General features: G+C 44.2%; 17 protein-coding genes. 12 read left to right on the top strand and 5 right to left on the bottom strand.

The genetic code is table 11. The features are described 5' to 3' along the window. Positions 1-35: 35 nt before the first annotated feature. Both B5D26_RS07315 and B5D26_RS07310 read right to left on the bottom strand, forming a co-directional pair. Positions 36-782 carry a metal ABC transporter ATP-binding protein gene (locus B5D26_RS07315; protein WP_078745080.1) on the bottom strand — a complete coding sequence of 249 codons (747 nt, stop codon included), beginning with the start codon at positions 780-782 and terminating at the stop codon, positions 36-38. Next, the gene (locus B5D26_RS07310) at positions 782-1,765 is read right to left on the bottom strand and encodes a metal ABC transporter solute-binding protein, Zn/Mn family (RefSeq protein ID WP_159445614.1); all 984 of its coding nucleotides are present in this window, start codon (positions 1,763-1,765) and stop codon (positions 782-784) included. Before B5D26_RS07310 ends, B5D26_RS07315 begins: the two co-directional genes overlap by 1 nt. A gap of 279 nt (positions 1,766-2,044) precedes the next feature. Between B5D26_RS07310 and B5D26_RS07305 the strand changes: the two genes are divergently transcribed. The 6 genes from B5D26_RS07305 to B5D26_RS07280 all read left to right on the top strand — a co-directional run bounded on the left by B5D26_RS07305 (position 2,045) and on the right by B5D26_RS07280 (position 9,858). Next, positions 2,045-2,887 (top strand): coiled-coil domain-containing protein, encoded by an 843-nt coding sequence (locus tag B5D26_RS07305; RefSeq protein WP_080051866.1) that lies wholly within the window; start codon positions 2,045-2,047, stop codon positions 2,885-2,887. Positions 2,888-3,027: 140 nt separating this feature from the next. Next, entirely contained in the window at positions 3,028-3,867 is an 840-nt protein-coding gene (locus tag B5D26_RS07300; protein ID WP_078745077.1) for a 6-carboxytetrahydropterin synthase, read from the top strand. A gap of 113 nt (positions 3,868-3,980) precedes the next feature. Continuing rightward, positions 3,981-4,454, top strand: coding sequence for a DUF2947 domain-containing protein (locus tag B5D26_RS07295; protein ID WP_078745076.1), 474 nt, complete (start codon positions 3,981-3,983; stop codon positions 4,452-4,454). 92 nt (positions 4,455-4,546) lie between these two features. After that, positions 4,547-5,824 (top strand): exonuclease subunit SbcD, encoded by a 1,278-nt coding sequence (gene sbcD / locus B5D26_RS07290; protein ID WP_078745075.1) that lies wholly within the window; start codon positions 4,547-4,549, stop codon positions 5,822-5,824. Beyond that, the gene (locus tag B5D26_RS07285; RefSeq protein WP_078745074.1) at positions 5,821-9,501 is read left to right on the top strand and encodes an AAA family ATPase; all 3,681 of its coding nucleotides are present in this window, start codon (positions 5,821-5,823) and stop codon (positions 9,499-9,501) included. Before sbcD ends, B5D26_RS07285 begins: the two co-directional genes overlap by 4 nt. 108 nt (positions 9,502-9,609) lie before the next feature. After that, on the top strand, positions 9,610-9,858 hold the full coding sequence (locus B5D26_RS07280; protein ID WP_078745073.1) for a TIGR02647 family protein: 249 nt from the start codon (positions 9,610-9,612) through the stop codon (positions 9,856-9,858). A 79-nt stretch (positions 9,859-9,937) separates the two neighbouring features. On the opposite strand, the gene B5D26_RS07275 is transcribed toward B5D26_RS07280, so the two are convergent. Further along, entirely contained in the window at positions 9,938-10,351 is a 414-nt protein-coding gene (locus B5D26_RS07275; protein WP_078745072.1) for a globin family protein, read from the bottom strand. Between the two features lie 474 nt (positions 10,352-10,825). Here B5D26_RS07275 and mqo point away from each other — a divergent pair, with 474 nt between their 5' ends. Both mqo and B5D26_RS07265 read left to right on the top strand, forming a co-directional pair. Then, a complete protein-coding gene (gene mqo, locus B5D26_RS07270; protein ID WP_078745071.1) occupies positions 10,826-12,313 on the top strand; it encodes a malate dehydrogenase (quinone) in 1,488 nt (495 codons plus the stop codon). 65 nt (positions 12,314-12,378) lie between these two features. Continuing rightward, a complete protein-coding gene (locus B5D26_RS07265; RefSeq protein ID WP_078745070.1) occupies positions 12,379-12,600 on the top strand; it encodes a DUF3820 family protein in 222 nt (73 codons plus the stop codon). A 7-nt stretch (positions 12,601-12,607) separates the two neighbouring features. Here B5D26_RS07265 and B5D26_RS07260 read toward each other — a convergent pair whose 3' ends face one another. After that, on the bottom strand, positions 12,608-13,588 hold the full coding sequence (locus B5D26_RS07260; protein WP_078745069.1) for a DNA-binding protein: 981 nt from the start codon (positions 13,586-13,588) through the stop codon (positions 12,608-12,610). Positions 13,589-13,858: 270 nt separating this feature from the next. Between B5D26_RS07260 and B5D26_RS07255 the strand changes: the two genes are divergently transcribed. From B5D26_RS07255 to B5D26_RS07240, 4 genes are all read left to right on the top strand, one after another. After that, positions 13,859-15,091 carry a tyrosine-type recombinase/integrase gene (locus tag B5D26_RS07255; protein WP_078745068.1) on the top strand — a complete coding sequence of 411 codons (1,233 nt, stop codon included), beginning with the start codon at positions 13,859-13,861 and terminating at the stop codon, positions 15,089-15,091. A gap of 2 nt (positions 15,092-15,093) precedes the next feature. After that, positions 15,094-16,296 (top strand): M20 aminoacylase family protein, encoded by a 1,203-nt coding sequence (locus tag B5D26_RS07250; RefSeq protein WP_078745067.1) that lies wholly within the window; start codon positions 15,094-15,096, stop codon positions 16,294-16,296. Positions 16,297-16,386: 90 nt separating this feature from the next. Beyond that, positions 16,387-16,803 carry a SufE family protein gene (locus B5D26_RS07245; protein WP_078745066.1) on the top strand — a complete coding sequence of 139 codons (417 nt, stop codon included), beginning with the start codon at positions 16,387-16,389 and terminating at the stop codon, positions 16,801-16,803. Between the two features lie 100 nt (positions 16,804-16,903). Continuing rightward, a complete protein-coding gene (locus B5D26_RS07240; RefSeq protein WP_234985225.1) occupies positions 16,904-17,353 on the top strand; it encodes a class I SAM-dependent methyltransferase in 450 nt (149 codons plus the stop codon). A 94-nt stretch (positions 17,354-17,447) separates the two neighbouring features. On the opposite strand, the gene B5D26_RS07235 is transcribed toward B5D26_RS07240, so the two are convergent. Then, complete coding sequence (locus B5D26_RS07235; RefSeq protein WP_078745065.1) at positions 17,448-19,082, bottom strand: methyl-accepting chemotaxis protein; 1,635 nt, start codon at positions 19,080-19,082, stop codon at positions 17,448-17,450. Positions 19,083-19,447 lie beyond the last annotated feature (365 nt).

The following is a 19,447-nucleotide window of genomic DNA, read 5'->3' as shown; positions in this document are numbered from 1 at the left end:
GAGTCATTGGGTTTATAAAATATTAAAACTATTGCTTATAGCGCGTGGGAGTGATGATGAATAACATGCACATGATCACCGTACATTTGCTCTATCACATCAGGGGTGATGGCTTGTGTTTCATGGCAGAGTAGCTCTTTGTTTAAGCAGGCTACGCGATCCACATAATCAGTGATAAAACCAATGTCGTGGGAAATCACGATAATGGACATGCGCTTGTTTAGCTCACGAAACAGGTCAAACACACTTTTTTCTTGGTGTGCATCAACGCTGGCTGTGGGTTCGTCTAGTAGTAACAGTTCTGGCTCAGAGGCTAAGGCTCGCGCAATTAAAACCCGTTGCAGTTGACCGCCCGAAAGCTGATCAATGGGGCGCTGTGCAAACTCGCTAATCCCCGTTTCGGTCATCACTTTAGCAGCGATAGCACGGTCTTGAGCGTTATAGCGCTGCCAGATGCGGCCTGCGCGCAAACGGCCTAAAAGAACGGTTTCTTCCACCGTGATGGGAAAGTCAGACGGGAAACGTGCAAATTGTGGCACATAACCCAAGCGTGCACGGGCTTTTTTTGGGCTGGTGCCAAAAACTCGTATATTGCCCGTATCAGGTGTAATCAAGCCCATGATCAGCTTAAGCAGGGTGCTTTTGCCACCACCATTAGGGCCAACTAACCCCATGAACTCACCTTCGCGTACCGCTAGAGTGATATTATTAAGCACAGGAGCCGCTTGATAGCGAAAACCCACCCGATCAAACTCAATAATGTTTTTAGCAAACTTACCCATTAACGCCAGGACTCCAATAGTTGCCCAGTCAGTTGTGTTAAAGCTGCTGGTAGGTCATAAGGCAAAGGATCTGCATGTATAACCTCAGCGCCAATATGGCTTGCAATACGTTCCGCAGGACGTTGATTAAATTGGCTTTGCACCAGAATCACTTTTATTTTTTCAGCCTTAGCCTGCTCTGAAAGCTCAACGAGCTTACGCGCACTTGGGCTTTTACCTTCAAACTCAATCGACAACTGTTCTAGATGATATTGCTGAGCAAAATAACCCCATGCAGGGTGAAACACCATAAAACTACGGCCATCATAAGGCGCTAGGTCATGATGTATTTGCTGGTCTAGCTGTGTGAGTTGTGTTTTCAGTTTGGCAAAGCCTTGGTTAAACACTGCTTTTTGTTCAGGAAACTGTTGATTTAGCGCATTCAGCATAGTCTCAGCTTGTATAAGCGCCATTACTGGACTCATCCAAACATGAGGGTCTAAGCCATCATGGCTATGATCATGACCATGGTGCTCTGCTTGTGCTTTTTCTGTTTTGTGTTCAAGTTTTTCTTCGGTATGTTCCGGTTTAGGTATCGCCGCTACTGTATCGACTACTAATAAACGAGGATACAGTGCAGTTAACCTTGGTAGCCAAGCACGCTCAAAAGGCACTCCGGTTGTCATTAGCATCTGCGCTTTAGATAACTGCGCCACCTGCTTGGCAGAAGGATCGTAACTGTGAGGGTTATGACCTGCTTGCACTAATACTTCAATATCAAGACTGTTGCCTGCAATCTGATCTAATAGATATTTCTGCGGTAATACACTGACATAAACCAGAGGTTTAACTGTCGTAGAGTCTTGCGGTTTAGCACTATCTGCAAAAACAGGCGACGCAAAAAGTACTGACAATATCAGCATAAGAGGCTTTAAAAGAGCGGCTAATCTAGTCATTCGGTTTTCATGTACAACTTTTGCACTAATAGTCTGTAGATCGCGCACCCTAACTCTCCAAGTGATCATAGCGAAATGCGCCGCTGTATTGACGCTATTTAAGCCCAAAAAAACAGCCTGAATGAGCAGGCCGCCAAAAATTTTTTGAATGTTACTATGATACCATAATGCCTACAAAATTCCTTGGTTATCTAGTGTTTCAATGAGGGCTTGGGAGTAGATACTAAAAAGATAAGTTGGAAAAAATAGCGATATGGATTCGTCACAGATAGGTTGGTATGTAAACTATTCACCAGATTTTTTATTAGATTAACGGGAGGTCTACTAATGTCGCAGTCTACAATGCCAAAAGAAAGCTACTTTGAACAGATCAACAGCTGGTTATCAGAAGGTAAGCCGTTAGAGTCATTAACTGCAAATATGCTAAAGCACCAAGTGGGCGGGTCGTTTGAGCAGGCGGTTGAAGCGCTCCAATCTTATACCTCTACGTTGAATCCCCCAGCCATTCCTACACCTCCCGAATCGGTAAAACAGGCTTTAACTTGCGCTATAGATCAGGTGTGGCGTGATTTATGGCTAGCCAAACAGAAAGACATTAATTTACTGGAGGCAGAGTCTCAACAGGATAAAGTGCAAATTAAAGCGCTTTCTGAACAGCTCAGCGAAAAAAAGTTAGCTTATGAAAGGTTGGCAGATGAGCGGAACCAAGCGTTAAAGCAGAATGCACAGCTTCAAAGACAGATGGATGAGAAAGTTAGATTGCTAGAGTCTGAAATAAAAAATAGGTCTTTGCAGGCGCTGTATGGCAATAGCTCAATTGTAAACTCAGTCAATACGTCTAAATTTAGCACGCCTAAACCTGATGCTGCTTTAGATTTTGACACCGAATCAGAAGTAAGAATTAAACAACTGCAAAAGGAAATATCAGATCTGCAGTATGATCTCTCGATCAAAGAAGATGCTTTAAAAGCTGACCAGGCACATCGCCGTTGGGCTTTAGAGCTTTCGATGGAGCAAGCCAATGAAATCAAAAGATTAACTGAAGAAAATAAGACTTATAAAGATGAGCTAAGTCAAATTAGAAAGCTTTATGAGCGTTCTGAAATGCAAGTTGCTGCATTACGTGAAGATATTCGCGCATTAGCCCAACACCCAAAAAATAGCTTGTAGCAGTACAGTCTTGATTTAAGCTTTAGATGAAGACATGTTCAGCATGTGCGGCAGTCCATAAAAACAAGTACAATCAGCTTTATTGATTTGCATCTGTCACATCACTTATTACAGCATAGGCTCTAGGAATATCACTTTTTATGACCACGCTTTTTGTTAGACAACTGACTGTTATTGACTGCTCTTATCTTGATGATCAACTTGGCTTAGTGGGCGAGAGTTGGTATGTGGATGTTGAACTAGATGGTGAGCTGAATGAACAAGGAATGTTGTTTGACTTTAGCCATGTTAAAAAAACGTTAAAAAAGTTGATCGACAGCACCGTTGATCATGCCTTGCTGGTGCCAGAGAGCGCTCCAAGTTATCAATTAATACAAGAGTGCGAGGATCAACTTAGCCTTCGGTTTCAAAGCCAAGTGGGTACTTTTATTCATAAAAGCCCGCATTGTGCGGTACAGCGTTTAGCCGTAGAGCGCATCAGTGCTGAAACTGTTGCTTACTGGTTGGAGCAGTCTGCTCGTGCTGTTTTACCGCCTAATGTTCAGTCGGTACGTTTTTTTCTACATGCTGAAAAACTGCCCAGTGAACAAGCCTATTATCATTACAGTCATGGCCTTAAAAAACATGAAGGCAACTGCCAGCGCATTGCACACGGGCATCGCTCACAAATTGAAATTTTAACTGCAGGCCAGCGCAATACAGCTTTAGAAACACAGTGGGCGAAGCAATTAAAAAATGGTTACATCGGCACAGTTGAAGATATCAAAGCAGAAGATGATCACAGCCTGACTTTCGCCTATCAAGCCAACCAAGGGCACTTTGAAATTACAGTGCCCAAGTCAATTTGCACACTGATGCCCACAGATACCACAGTGGAGTTGATTGCACGTTTTATTTGTGAGCAGATCAACCAGCCCAATACCCGAGTACGTGCTTATGAAGGTATCGAAAAAGGGGCTATTGCTAAAAGTGAGCCGTAAGCTGCTTACACTTCCTACTTTCCAGTCATACAAGCTTGTTGAAACGCGGTTGTTTACAGCGTACGACAAGCTTTATTGCTTTAAGTCTTATTGCCAAATAAACCGAGACCAAGATGAGTTACATCCCTTTAACTGAATACAGCAAAGCATGGATTTTTCGCCATAAAGATCTTCCTGTTGATGAGGCCGATCTGCCTCTTATCAAGCCGATGACGCCTCACCGTGCCTCACAACTTTGGCAAACACAAATTAGTGAGTTAAGTGAGCACTACTCTGAGTTTCAAAAAGGAGACTGGGCTTATGATACCGCCACTTGGTTAGAAAGTGTGGACTGGCAGAAGCGCTGGGAAAGTGACAATAACGACCTGCCAGAGTTACTAGCCGACCATCTACAGTGGGAGGATAATACGGTGGTATATTTTTGTTATGAAAGTGACCATGTTATTGAAACGACTTGGTTGATCTTCAAAAAATATTGGAAAAACTTTCTGTTTATGGATGACGGCCCTATTTTAGTCGGTCGCAAGCGTAAGCAAGTGGCGCAATTTTTTGACAATGGCCAAGTGCAAGTTGGCTTAAAACCTTAATTTGATCAGAGTTTATCGCTGCCAATAGCCATAAAACTAAGCCATTAGCAGGGCAACTGCATTTATCATTTGACACTCTGCAAGGGATCGCAATGCGCATTCTACATACTTCAGATTGGCATTTAGGCCAGTATTTTTATGGTAAAACGCGTTTGCATGAGCAAAGCGCGTTTTTAGATTGGTTATTGCAACAGATTGAAACCTTGCAGATTGATTGTTTAGTTGTGGCAGGAGATCTGTTTGATACTGGAACACCGCCCAGTTATGCACGCACCCTGCTGAATGAGTTTGTCTTAAAATTAACCACCGCTGGCTGCACTTTGGTTTTACTGGCGGGTAATCATGACTCAGTGGCAGTGCTGAACGAGTCTCAAGCGCTATTTCGTCGCTTAGGGGCTTATCTGGTCACAGGCATTGACCGTTCCGAAACAGATCCTAGTACCCTGATTCCGCTCTCAACACGAATGGGGAAACTCGGGGCATGGTTGTGTGCGGTTCCTTTTATTCGCGCCAAAGATTTGGTGCTAAGCCAAGCTGGCCAGACAGCGGAAGATAAACAACAGACTTTGCAGTACGCAATTGCGGACTACTATCAACAACTGTTTCAACAGGCGCAGGCCAAAAATAACGAGCAGCCACACAAGCTACCAATTATCGCAACTGGGCACCTCACCACAGTAGGGGCTAGCACTTCAAACTCAGTGCGTGAGATCTATATTGGCAGCTTAGAAGCCTTCCCAGCCTCGGCCTTTCCGCCTGCGGACTATATTGCCCTTGGGCATATTCACAGAAGCCAAGCGGTGGCCAAAAGTGATCATATCCGTTACAGCGGTTCACCTTTTATGCTGAGTTTTGACGAGTGCACACAAGCCAAATCAATCTTACAAGTTGATTTCAGCGAGGGGGCTTTGACCGCTGTGACCCCGATTGAAGTCCCCTGTTTCCAGCCCATGCAAAGTTTAAAAGGCGATCTTGTCAGCATTGAACGACAAATAGAACAACTGGTAAGTGATCATTCATCAATAGGTGCAGGTGTTGATATTTGGCTGGATCTTGTGATCAGCTACCAAGATTACCTCTCTGACTTACAGCCCAGAATAGAAGCTTTTTGCGCAGACTTACCCGTTGAAGTCTTGTTGATACGTCGAGAGCGGGCTCTAAAAAACCAAACTATAACAGCACAACAACAAGAACAGTTGCATGAATTAAGCGTTGAAGAAGTATTTGACCGTCGTCTGCAACAAGAGCCTAGCCTTGAAGACCCCCTATTGAATGAACAATATCAAGCGCGCCTACGAGTTTGCTTTAAGCAAGCTCTAGAGCAGCTGCAAGACACTGCGCAAAGCACAATGCAAGGAGATGCGTTGTGAGAATATTACGCCTACGTCTAAAAAATATTAACGCGCTTAAAGGGGAGTGGCAGATTGACTTTACCCAAGCTCCTTTTGACAACAGCAGCTTATTTGCCATTGTAGGCGCTACTGGTGCTGGAAAAACCACCCTACTTGATGCCATTTGTTTAGCGCTGTATCACCAAACACCTCGCCTGCAACAGATTAACGCCTCTCAGAATGAGTCGATGACGCGCCACACTTCAGAGTCAGAAGCAGAGGTGGAATTTGAGGTGCAAGGCCAGCAGTATCGTGCTTACTGGTCTCAACGGCGAGCCAGAAATAGTGCAGAAGGTAAGCTGCAAGCGCCAAAGGTTGAGCTGGCGGATAGCAGCGGTAAAATTTTAGCCAGCAGCCTGAAAGATAAACTGGCTTTAATGGAAACCCTAACCGGACTCGATTTTGCCCGCTTCACCAAGTCAATGATGTTAGCGCAAGGTCGCTTCTCAGCCTTTTTAAATGCCAGTGCCAATGAGCGGGCAGACTTACTAGAAGAGCTCACGGGGACTGAAATCTATGGTGCGGTTTCAAAGCAGGTGTTTGAAAATTGCAAAATAGAAAAAAACGCCTTAGAGCGCTTACAAGCAAAAGCCGAAGGGGTCGAACTGTTCAGCGCTGAGCAACTTGCAGATCTTACGGATACATTATCACAGAAAAAAAATGAACTAGCGCTTTTAACGCCTAATATCAGTAGTGCTCAGCGTGAAATTAAATTGTGGCTCGATTTAAACCAGAGCACAGTGCAGCTTGAGCAACATCAACAAACCTTAGAAAAAGCCAAACAGGCATTGCACGAACAGGCCCCCGCGTTTGGTCGTTTAGCTGCTCATGCCCCTGCGCAAAAGTTAAAGCCTCTATTTGAACAGCTACAAAAGCAACACAGCTTAAGTCAAACACTAAAGAATGAGCTTATTCGTGTTCAGCAACAGCAAATTCAAAGCAAGGCCGAACAAGTTCAGTACCAGCAACAACTCACCCGAGCTGAGCAGGCTTTAGCCGCAGACAAAGCGCATAAGGTAAAAGCAGAGCAAGAAATTGACACCATCATGGTGCCACTGGATCAGAAAATCCAAGTTTTAACACAGCAGCAACAGGTGTTGATGGCGCAAGTAACAAAGCAGGAAGAACTGTGTGCCAAAACCGAAGAGAGCCGTACAGAGGCTTTTAATACAGAGCAACGTATCAGTGCTCAGCTTGTTCAATTAGCTGCGTTTCTACAACAGCATCAAGCACAGCAGGCTATGGCAGAACAACTGCCGCACTGGCAGCAGCAACTGAAAACACGTCAGAAAATAGAGCACAGCTTGCATGAAAGCCTGCGTAATTTACAAACGCTTGAGCAAACGCTAAACAGCAAAACAATACCCTTAACCAATCTTGAGCATAAACTGACTCAAGCTCGCTTTGAGCTACAGCCTATACAGCTCAAAGTTCAACAGCAGGGGGAAAGCTCAACTCTACAACAACAGGCACAACTTAGTGTAGAGCGCTGGCAACAACAGCAAAAGCTAGAGTCTGTTTGGTTAAAACTGCAACAGGCTGTTGAACAGTATCAGCCGCTAGAGCAGCAGCTACGTGCGCTAGAACAACAGCAGCACATTGACCGCTCCGCGTTATTAGAAAAACAGCAACAACAAGAGAAATTACGCGCTGATTACAAGCAGTGCAAGCAGCAAGTTCAAGATCTTGAGCGCCTACTGGCGCAAGAAAAGCTGATTAACAGTCTGCAAGCTGAGCGCGCCCGTTTACAACCCGACAGCCCTTGTCCACTCTGTGGCTCCTGTCAGCATCCTGCGGTAGAGGCTTATCAGCAGATTGAATCCTCGGAAACAGAGCAGCGCTTGAAGACTCAAAAGCTCGCCTTAGAGCAGCTAGAGCAAGAGGGTCATAGTAATAAACAAGCGATAGAGCGATTAAACTTCAGCCTACAGCAAGCTGACACCGAGCAGCAGAGACTAAAGGCTCAGCTACAGCAATTGTCGCAACAGTGGAACTCACAAGTAGTGGCGCTCTCTAGCGAATCACAAGCCTGCTTAGCTCTAGAAAATAAGGAAGGCTTTGAGCAGGCTTTCATCCAGTTCAGCACTGAGTTAACGCAGCGGCATGAGGTACAAGTTCGGCTCAGCCAGCAATGGCAACAGTATCAAACTAATCAGCAGACCCTTTTTGAGCTGCAAAAAAATCTACAGATACTAGAGCATCAAACCAATAGCCAGCAACTTGATATTGCTTCTGTGCAGCAGCAGATCAAGCACCAACAGGCATTGCAAACCAGTGCGCAGGATGAACTCACAACACTGGAGTCAGCATTACAAACGCAACTCAGTGTTTATGGTTTAACACTGCCAACGACGGATAAAGCTGAGATATGGTTACAAACTCGTCAATTAGATTGTGATCAATTTAAAGCCAATCAAACGCAATATCAGGCATTGCAGCATCAGCATGAACTGGTGATACAAAACCTGACTCAACTTGATCTGCAGTTACAACAGCATCAGCCTGAACTGAATCAGCTGAAAGAAAGCGCACAAACGCAGAAAGTGGAGCTACAGCAGCTTGAGCAAGCGCGGATGTTAAGCTTTGGTTCTGCCAGCATTGCAGAAGAGCGCACCCGTTTAGCTGAACAAGTTGCCGATTCAGAAAGCCGCTTAAGCCTAAGTCGTGAACAGTGGCAGAAAAGCCAGTTAGCCGCGCAAAAATTGAGCGACCAAGTCGAGCAATTAACACTGCAAGATGAAGCCTGCCAACAAACTTTGCAACAATATATTGAAACTTGGCAGCAAACCCTGCAAGCCAGCCCGTTTGATACTGAGGAGGAGTACCAAAAAGCCCTGCTAACAGAAAATGAGCTACAGCAACTGCAACAATTAAAACAGCAACTCGATAAAGCCTTGCATCAAGCAGAGGCGCTTTATCAAGCGCAACTGGAGGTGCAGCAAACCCACGCACAGGCTTGTGCCACATTACAAACCCAACTTACCCTAGAGCAGCAGCTGGCAGAATTAAGTCAGCAACAAGAGCAGCTGAAAACCCAAAGTGTGCAGATTCAACAACAGCTCGACACCGATCAACAACGCAGGCAGGGGCAGCAGCAACTCTTTGAACAAATCGATCAACAACGTAGCCAGCTTGCCGACTGGGAACGTTTGAACCAATTAATAGGTTCGGCAGATGGGGCTAAATTCCGTCGTTTTGCCCAAGGGCTAACCTTAGACCATCTCATCATGCTGTCGAATCGACAACTGCAGCGGTTGCACAATCGCTACCAATTACAGCGCAAGGCCGATGAAGAGTTAGCGCTGGCTATTATCGATACTTGGCAGGCAGATGTATTGCGCGATATTAAAACCCTATCGGGCGGAGAGAGTTTTCTAGTGAGTTTGGCCTTGGCTCTCGCCTTATCGGATATGGTCAGTCATAAAGTGAAAATTGATTCACTATTTTTAGATGAGGGCTTTGGCACCCTTGACAGTGAAACCCTTGAAACTGCCCTAGATGCGTTAGACAGCTTAAATGCCAGCGGAAAAATGATAGGTGTGATTAGTCATATCGAAGCGATGAAGGAACGTATTCCAGTGCAAATACGGGTACAGAAACTGGGTGGGCTTGGGATTAGTCAGCTGGAAAGCCGTTACAAAGTTGTGAAAGCGTAATTAAGAATTTCTGATAACTGCATAATATTGTTGGTGATTCCCCCCAAAAGGGTGCTACTCTCGGAGAGAAGGAAAACCAGAGAAAAATAAGAACGTAGAGGATATTTTATGCGACTATCAGAAGCTCAACACCAAGAAATGAACATTTTGCTTCAGTTCAATCTGTCCAGTATGCAAGAAGGCATTAAAGTACACTCCGGCGCAGATGCTGAACTGGTTGCGGCTACACAGCGCTTATTTGACAAAGGGCTTATCACCTTGCATGACGGTGGCTATCTGACCTCATTAGGTCTAAAAGCGGCTGAACATGCACAAGCATTGAAACAAATCCTATCGACAGAAACTACAGCTGCATAAGCATTTAAACTAGCCATGAAAAAGCTGTAACTCACTAGATTTACAGCTTTTTTGCGAGAATATCAGGTGCTTTTGATGCTCAGTGATAAGCTGCATCTTTCATAACATTTGCCATTAAACGATAGGCATCAATCCACGCTTGGCGTACCTCTGGAGTAAAGTCTTCGCCCAAGCCGTCTCGTAGAGCATAAAGCAGTGCATTACCTACAGGGGTGTAGTGTTCAGCTTTAACGCCATATTTGACATGGCCCTTAGCTAAATTCTGTAACACTGGAACTAATGCATCCAAATTCTCAAGGCTTTTTACGGCTATTTTCAAAGTTGCCATCAGCTTTTTACCTTGCGAGCTCATATCGCCTTTGAACATAGGGCGAACTTGAGGCGCAAACTTAAATAAATAACTATAAAAAATCTCAGCAGCTTGATCCGCGATAGGTTCAACTTGAGCAAAGCTCTTCTGAATCAACTTAATTTGTCTATTGGAAATTGACATTAAAGCCCCTTTAGTTTGCTCAACAATACTTATTTGCTTGGCAGTTTAGCCGCAACACTCATTTATAGCCATTTATACGGCTAGCAATTCTTTTTGTAGACTTTTGTTTACACAAGCCTACAGGCCTGAAGTGCTAAGAAATGGCTGTAGAGTCACATTTTTCAAAATGTCACGTATTAACAGTAAGTTATATCTAAGACTTTAGAGGTGTTATTCGCCAAATTGATAAGGCTTTTTACCGCTTTATACCAAGACATTTGGACTAGAATCCGTATAATTCGCGGCATTCCAAAGGCATTATGGACAAAAAGATACATCTCTACGTCTGTTACAAGGCCAGAGATGAGGTGCCTGATTTATAATTACAACAGGGATATCCAGAGACGTTAAAGGTTTTTTATGACCTTTTGATGAAGCCAAAAGCTAACTTCTGGTGTCGGTTCAATCCCAACCTAAACCAATGGCGAAGCTCGTATGACCGCAAAATCTACAGATGTATTGCTGATAGGGGCTGGTGCGATGAGCACTACCTTAGGCATGCTGCTGAAGCAGCTAGATCCATCATTGAATATGATCATGGTGGAGCGTTTAGACCATGTTGCGCACGAAAGTACTGACGGCTGGAATAATGCTGGTACTGGTCATGCGGCCTACTGTGAATTGAATTATACGCCTCAGCAAGCTGATGGCTCGATTAATACCTCCAAAGCTTTTGCCATTAACTCCGCTTTTGAAGTCAGTCTTCAGTTCTGGTCATATCTTGTTGAACAGAAGGCGATGCCCTCTCCTGAACAGTTTATTAATCCAACACCGCACAGCAGCTTTGTATGGGGCGAGAAAAATGTTCAGTTTCTGCGTGCCCGTTACGAAGCGATGAGAGCAACCGCTAACTTCGAAGATATGGAGTATAGCGAAGATCATGCCATTATCAGTCAGTGGATGCCGCTGGTGATGAAAAACCGCGACCCTAATGAAAAGGTTGCAGCGACGCGCGTGCGTTACGGCTCTGATGTGGATTTTGGCTCTGTCGCTCGCAATATGGTGAAGCATCTGCAACAGCAAGAAGGTTTTGAGCTGTTGTTGAGTCACAATGTACAAGATTTGAAAAAAGGTTCGGATGGACGCTGGACTGTAACCCTGAAGAACAAACAAGGTAAAACTGTAGTTGTGAATGCAGGCTTTGTGTTCTTGGGTGCCGGTGGTGGTGCGTTGCCGCTGCTACAAAAGTCAGGTATTAAAGAAGGCAAAGGTTACGGCGGCTTCCCTGTAAGTGGTATGTGGCTAGTATGTAAAGACCCTGCCATTGTTGAACAGCACATGGCGAAGGTGTATGGCTTAGCGCCAATTGGTGCGCCACCAATGTCTGTGCCTCATTTAGATACCCGTGTGATCAATGGCAAAAAAGCGCTGTTGTTCGGGCCTTTTGCAGGCTTCACGACAAAGTTCTTGAAGCAGGGGTCTTTCTTCGATCTGCCTTCGAGCATCAATGCGGGTAACTTGCTCCCAATTATGTCGGTGGGAATGAATAATATGGATTTGACGCGCTACCTGATTAGTGAGGTGCGTCAATCACATACGGCACGCTGTGATTCATTGCGTAACTTCTTCCCAGAAGCAAAAGACGATGACTGGGAACTGGCAATGGCGGGTCAGCGTGTGCAGATCATTAAGAAAGATCCGAACGGTGGCGGTAAGCTTGAGTTTGGTACGGAAGCGATCTCTTCTGAAGATGGTACGCTGGCAGCTTTGTTAGGGGCTTCTCCAGGTGCCTCTACGTCAGTGAACACGATGATCGGCATTATTGAGAAGTGCTTCGCAGATCGTATGCAATCTGCTGAATGGCAGGCGAAGATGAAAGAGATGGTGCCTTCCTATGGTCAATCTCTGACAGGTAATGCTGAGTTATTGAAAACAGTTCGTGAGCGCACCTTGCGTACTTTGAAGCTGGATCGACTAGCTTAGTTTCTTTAGCGTTAAAATCTAGCCGATAGAGATAGCCTCTATCGGCTTTTTTATTGGATTTAAAAATGAATGAGTTGCGACCGGAGCATCTAGTAAAATTGGCGACGATAAAAATGCCCTTTGGTAAGTATCAAGGGCGGGTGCTGATGGATTTACCTGAGCCTTATTTACTTTGGTTTTGTAAAAAAGGCTTCCCCAACGGTGAGCTTGGCGTATTAATGGGTTTAATGCTGGAATTGCAAATTAACGGACTTGAGTCGTTACTGGTGCCGCTACGCAACAATTAAGTTTTAACTACACCAACTGCCAATTGATACCTACTAGACTAGCCTTTCGGAATAACATTTCTAACTGTTGAATGTCAGCCTGTTGTTCTTGATGGAGTTTCAACATTGACTGCTCAACAGCCTGCTGCATAGTTTTTGCGCGCTCAATTTGCGCTTCCTCTACCTGCTGCAATTTTTGAGAATGCTGTTCAAGTTTGGCATGTAGATGTTCCTGCTGTATTGCCAGCTGTTTGTGTTGGTCAGCCTGTTGTTGGCTTTGCTTTTTCTGAGATGCTAGCCAGTCAGTTTCAAGTTGCTTTATTTTCTGACGCGCTTCATCTAGTTGCGCCAGCCAGCGTTGATCTGTTTGCTCTGCTCTATCTCTCTCTTCTTTCAGTTGTTGTTGAAATTGCTCTGCCAGCTTTTGTATTTCAAGCCTGTTCTCGGCCAACAATTGCTGTAGGGATGCATTTTTATCCTGCCAATCTTGAAGTTGCTGCTTATACTCAGATTTATTGGCATCTAATTGTTTTTTAGCCTCTGAATTAGCCTCTTTTAAGTGCTCAATTTTAGCCTGTAGCCGCCCTGTTTCATGCTGCTGACTTTGACACTCTGTTTGGAGCTGGCTGTTTTTCTCTTCTAACCAGCGATTTTTGCTTTCTGTATCTAATGCAGCTTTGAGCGCCTGATTTTTCTCTTCTAGCGCGTTGCGCAACTCTTGTTCAATTTTTTCTTTGTATTCTGCCAGCTCTTTACTGGCTTCATCTTTAGCTTGCAACCAGAGGCTTTGCATCAATCCACTTAGTGCATCTGGAGCAGGTGTGCGAGAAGTCAGCGATGGTCGGTCATGCTGTTCTTGTCGCCACTGTTTCAAATGTTCTGAAATGGTACTGAAGCTGCCAGTGCCAAGTCGTTCCCTTAATCCGGCAATTGTTGGATTCATCCCTTCAGCTAGCAGTTCGTCGATTGCTGTTTTTACATCTTGATAAGTAATGCCTGTTCTAGCCATTTTTCACGAATTCTCACGCTTATAGGGTGGGCTGATCTATTTTATGCATTATAATACGTATTATGTATTACGTAAAAATAATTATTAAAATGCATTAAATTTCACGGTAACGGCTATAACCATGAATTTTTAGTTTTACACTGTTACACTAGGCCATTACGAAATAAGCTAAGAAAGCAGGCTACGAAAAACTGGGCCAAAAGCGACAAAACTGCAGTCCACAGGCAAAATGTTAAAGTTAAGCTGCATTGAATAAACGAGAGGGTAAAGATGCTGATTGAACATGCTGGCCATCAGCAAGATGAACCCCTGCCAGAAAAGCAGGGATTAGAAAAAGACCAATCAAACTACCCTGTAGCGATATTGCCACTTGAAAAGCTGATTGCCATGAGCCATCAACTACCAGAAAGCCTGTTAGGTTACTGGGGCAAGAATCGTTTAGACAGCACCCCGCAAATTGGTGCAAACCATGATCTTGAAGCAATACAAAGCTGGCTTAATGAATACAAAGACTCGCCAGAAACTTTACGCAGCTATAAAAGAGAGGCTGAGCGTTTGATTTTGTGGTGTTGGCAGCAGCAAGGGCGGGCACTGTCTGACCTTAACCGTCAAGATATTGCCAACTATCAAATTTTTTTAGCTGATCCTCAACCTCGTAGCCTCTGGTGTGGTGACAAGCGCCCTCGTACCTCACCACACTGGAGGCCTTTTCAAGGCGGATTAAGTTTAGCCAGTCAGAAGCAAACCTTAACCATATTAAAAGGCTTATTTAATTATTTGAGAGATGCTGACTATCTACGGGGAAACCCTCTGGCCTTAATTAAGTCGATAACCAAACAGACTACGCCACGAAAAACAAAGCGCTATTTAGAACAGGCCGATATAGCGCTGCTATTTGAGCAGCTGCCTATGCAGGCTGACAACGCCAAAAGCCACCGTGAATGGCTGCGGGAGCGTACTTTACTTGCCTTTCTATACTATCTGGCACCACGAGCCAGTGAAGTAGCTAGTTGTAAAATGAATGACTTTTTTCAACGTAGAGGGCGCTGGTGGTGGCGAGTGCTAGGTAAAGGTAAAAAATATGCTGAGATACCAGTGCCTGATGCATTATTAAGCTATATTCAGCGCTATCGCAGCCATTTGGAATTGTCACCTTTACCTGAGCCAAATGACGACACACCTTTCATTCGCTCTATTGCAGGAACATCAGGCATCAGTGCCAATATGGTATATCGTCTTAGTAAAAAGATACTCTTGGATGCCGCAGCACAAATAGAGCATAGCGAGCCAGAACAAGCCAGTCGATTAAGAACAGCATCAACACACTGGTTTAGACACACTGCTATTACCCACCTTGCAGATCAAGGTGTAGACTTAAGGCTAGTGAGTAAAACAGCACGACATAGTAAACTTGAAACTACTGCGATTTATTTCCATGCTGAGGACGACGCTTGGCATAATGCAATTAATCCGTCGCCAACTCCCCTTGTAGAAGAGTCCTGAAAATGTCTAATCAAAATATAAGGTTTACTCCGGTGATAGCGCAGGGATCTGCCCGCCACTTGGAGATGATTGAATGGCGGCATCATATTCATGCTCATCCAGAGCTGTCATTTGCAGAGTTCAAAACAGCTGAATTAGTGACGCGTCTATTAAAAGAGTGGGGTATTGAAGTCAGTACCCAATGGGCGGAAACAGGTGTAGTCGGTCGCATTAAAGGGCTTGCGGGTGAGGGGCCTACTATTGCGCTACGAGCAGACATGGATGCGTTGCCTCTGACAGAAAAAAACACTTTTGCTCACAAATCTTGCCATGAAGGAAAAATGCACGCTTGTGGCCATGATGGACATACGACAATGCTGCTAGGTGCTGCACGTTACTTGGCTGAACATCCTAATTTTGCAGGGGAGGTTGTTTTAATATTTCAGCCTGCCGAAGAAGGAGAAGGTGGAGCACGAGTAATGGTCAATCAAGGCCTATTTGATCAGTATCCATCAGACTATGTTTTTGGTTTGCACAACTGGCCAGGGTTAGCGGCAGGTGAAATTGCAGTACATGATGGGCCAGTTATGGCAGGTATGGATACCTTTGATATTATTATTGATGGTAATGGCACTCATGGCGCGATGCCCCATATGGGTACAGATCCAGTGGTGATTGCAGCACAAATTATTACGGCATTGCAGACCATTATCAGCCGTAACATCAGCCCCTTAGAGTCTGGCGTAATCAGTATTACCCAAATGGAAGCAGGTACTGCTGCAACTATTATTCCTGATACTGTCACATTAAGAGGCACTACACGTGCCCTCGACAATGAAAGCCATCAATACCTACATAAACGCATGATTGATTTAGTACATGGTATTTGTGAAGGTTATGGGGCAACAGGTCGAGTAATTTTTGGCGGTACTTATCCTGCTACAGTTAACAGCCGAGCGGCATCTAGAGCGTTAGAAACTGTAGCAATTGGCCTGCTAGGTGATGATAAAGTACACAATAAGCTAGCACCAAGCATGGGCGCTGAGGACTTTTCGTTTTTCCTACAAGCGGTGCCCGGATGCTATTTCTGGATAGGTAACGGTCCAACAGAAGGCACTTGCAGCCTACATAGCCCTCACTATGATTTTAACGACCAGATTTTAGCCATAGGTGCCAGTCTATGGGTCTCGTTAATTTATCAGCATGGGCTGGTTAAAAAAATCTGAGCTTATTTACCATAATTACAAACCACTGCTGATGGCGGTGGTTTTTGTTTCAAGTACAATATTGCAAATTTTAACCCTCTTGGAGTTTAAATGTCGGATATTCATAGCGCCCAGCAAACCTTAGTTGATGAGTTTGATTTTTTTGATGATTGGATGGACAAATATCAGTACATCATCGACTTAGGTAAGCAGCTGCCTAGCTTTCCTGATGAATGGAAAACAGATGCCAATAAGATTACAGGCTGCCAATCTCAGGTTTGGATTCATCATGAGTTGAACGATGGAAAGATCAAGCTATTCGCCATTAGTGATGCTGCTATCGTATCAGGCTTAATCGCTCTATTACTGAAAGTCTATGACAATCGCACCCCACAAGAAATTTTGACGACTGAACCTGTTTTTCTCACACAATTAGGCTTAGATAAGCACTTAAGCCCTACTCGTAGCAACGGCTTACACTCAATGTTACAGCGCATTGCAGAGCTGGCTAAGCATTACAGCATATAAGGTTATTGTGATATCAGCCTTTGAGCTTGTATTGTTGACGAGCGCCTTGCTGGCGCTCTGTAGTATAGTTTATTACACATTAAAAACGGGCATTTCCCCAATGCCCAGCTCTGCTAAGGCACGAGCAGAGGTTTGGCAGTTTTTAGCACAAGTTTCACCCCGCCCCAAGCAAACCATTGTTGATTTAGGCTCAGGTTGGGGTGGGTTGGTCATTCCACTCGCTTTACGCTTTCCTGAATGTCAAATTGTAGGCTATGAACTATCTTGGTTACCTTGGTTTACATCCAAAGTCATACAGAGGGTGCTCAGGCTACATAACCTAAAGCTCTATCGGCAAAACTTTTTGCAACAACCATTACCGTCTGCAGATATTGTTGTTTGTTATCTTTATCCTGAGGGGATGACAAAACTGGCTGATCAGGGACGAGTTCAGCACTGGCGTCCAAGTTATTTAATCAGCATCTGCTTTGCACTACCTAATCACAATGCGCTGGAGAAGGTAAAAGTGTCTGACTTTTACCAAACCCCAGTTTACCTATATCGGCTTTAGGCTGATCAGAGTTTACTTAAGTTAAGCTTTTAGTGTTGCCAAAAAGCTCTATACAAGCGAATGACTCAAAACATCCTTAGCAGATAAGTTAATATCAGCCACTGAATTGGTTAGATAGCTTTTTAAGATTAAGAGCCAAAGAGATAAACTCATCACTGGTGGTAGCAGTTTTACTGGCACCATCGGTGGTTTTATGCGCAATATGGCTGATATGTACAATGCTTCTATTTACCTCTTCAACCGTTGCTGCTTGCTCTTCAGCTGCTGTTACGATGTGAGTGTTCATCTGATTAATATGACTTACGGCTTCCGTAATTGTTGCCAGAGAACTGCCTGCTTTCGCGACTTGTTCAACGCAGATAGCGGTTTGTGCGTTACCTTTTTTCATCAAATCAACGGCTGTACTACTGGTGTTTTGTAGTAAGTCGATCATGGTTTGAATCTCTTTAGTAGCAGTTTGTGTTCTTTGGGCTAAGGTTCTAACTTCGTCCGCTACTACAGCAAACCCGCGACCTTGCTCGCCTGCTCTGGCAGCTTCAATAGCAGCATTCAAAGCCAAAAGATTGGTTTGCTCTGCAATACCACCAATTACTTCGAGTACTCGGCCTATATTTTGAGTGTCATTCTCTAGTTTGGCTATAGCCGTTGATGCGCCCTCAACCTCATCTGCCAGCGAGTTAATGGAACGTATAGTTGCATCTACAATACCTTGACTGCTTTGGGCTTCGCCATTGGCACTTTGTGCCGCAAATGCTGCATCTTGAGCATGTATTGTAACTTGTTGCACCGTTGCTAACATTTGGTTCATAGCTGCGGCAACTTGCTCAGTAGCTGCATTTTGCTGCATCACGCCTTGATGGGTTTCTTCACTTACTGTTGTAAGCTTTTGTGCGGACTCAGTCAGATGGTGAGACGCATTATTTACGCCAGAAACAAAGTTTTGTAGTTTGTTTAGCATGCTGTTGAAGGTGCTCGCCATTTGGCCTAGTTCATCTTTTTGGGCAATGTGAGCACGATTAGATAAATTACCATTAGTTTCAACATCATGCATGATGTTCTGTAGCACTTGAATTGGCCCTGTAATCGTACGGCCAACCCAATAAGACAGCGCCATCATCATTGCCAGAATAACGGTCACTATTGTCAAGAGTTGTGCTGATTTACTCCAGAAAATAGCATCTACATCATCAATGTAGATACCTGAACCAATAACCCAGCCCCAAGGCTGAAAACCTTTTACATAAGAGATTTTCTCAACAGGCTGGTCAAATTTAGGCTTGGGCCATAGGTAAGGTACAAAGCCTGAGCCTTCTTGTTTCACCTTCTCTGTGAAGGCTACAAATAAACGCTTACCGTCAGGGTCTTTGAAATCAGTTAAATTTTGACCATTAAGCTCAGGCTTAAATGGGTGCATAACCATTTTGGGTGACATGTCGTTAATCCAGAAATAATCTTTTTCTTCATAACGCAGTGCTTGGACAGCATTCATGGCTTGAGCCTGTGCCTCTGTTGAGGACAGTACCCCCTGCTCTGATAAACCATGATAGTAAACAACAAGGCTATGAGCCGTTTCGACAACATTTCGAGTTTTCAGTTTACGATCATCCAACAGGTTTGCTTTAAGCGCAAACAGTGCGATGGACAGCATGACCAGCATGCCTATAGCCGTTAAGCTAATAATCAGCAAAAATTTACGCTTTACAGTCATTCCTCCAAAAATGGAATCCATAACAGTATCTCCAATACTTTGTACATTTGTGGGGTAGGGGCGAACAATTCGGCCAAATATGCCAAGTTAAAAATGGAATTTTGTTTTAGGTCAAAAATGGGAAACACATGGTGGGCGTCATATCCTTGACACTTTAGAGCATATAGCGATGGTGCACGCCCAAAATTGGTGCAAAATTCTATCAGGAGTTACAGTGTAATAATATGTTAATAGATATATTATTTCTGTAGCATTAGTGACCCACTGGTCTAATTCGTTGAGATTGAGCAGTATTTTGACTATTTTTTTTATCTAAAGGGGGGAGCGATTCTAGACCTAGATTTGGCTAGGGTGGCACTGAAGAGTGCCATAACTAAATAAGGCGT

This window comes from Oceanospirillum multiglobuliferum (assembly GCF_900167095.1).
In the GTDB taxonomy this organism is placed as follows: domain Bacteria; phylum Pseudomonadota; class Gammaproteobacteria; order Pseudomonadales; family Halomonadaceae; genus Oceanospirillum; species Oceanospirillum multiglobuliferum.
This window is presented reverse-complemented; position numbering and strand designations above follow the sequence as displayed.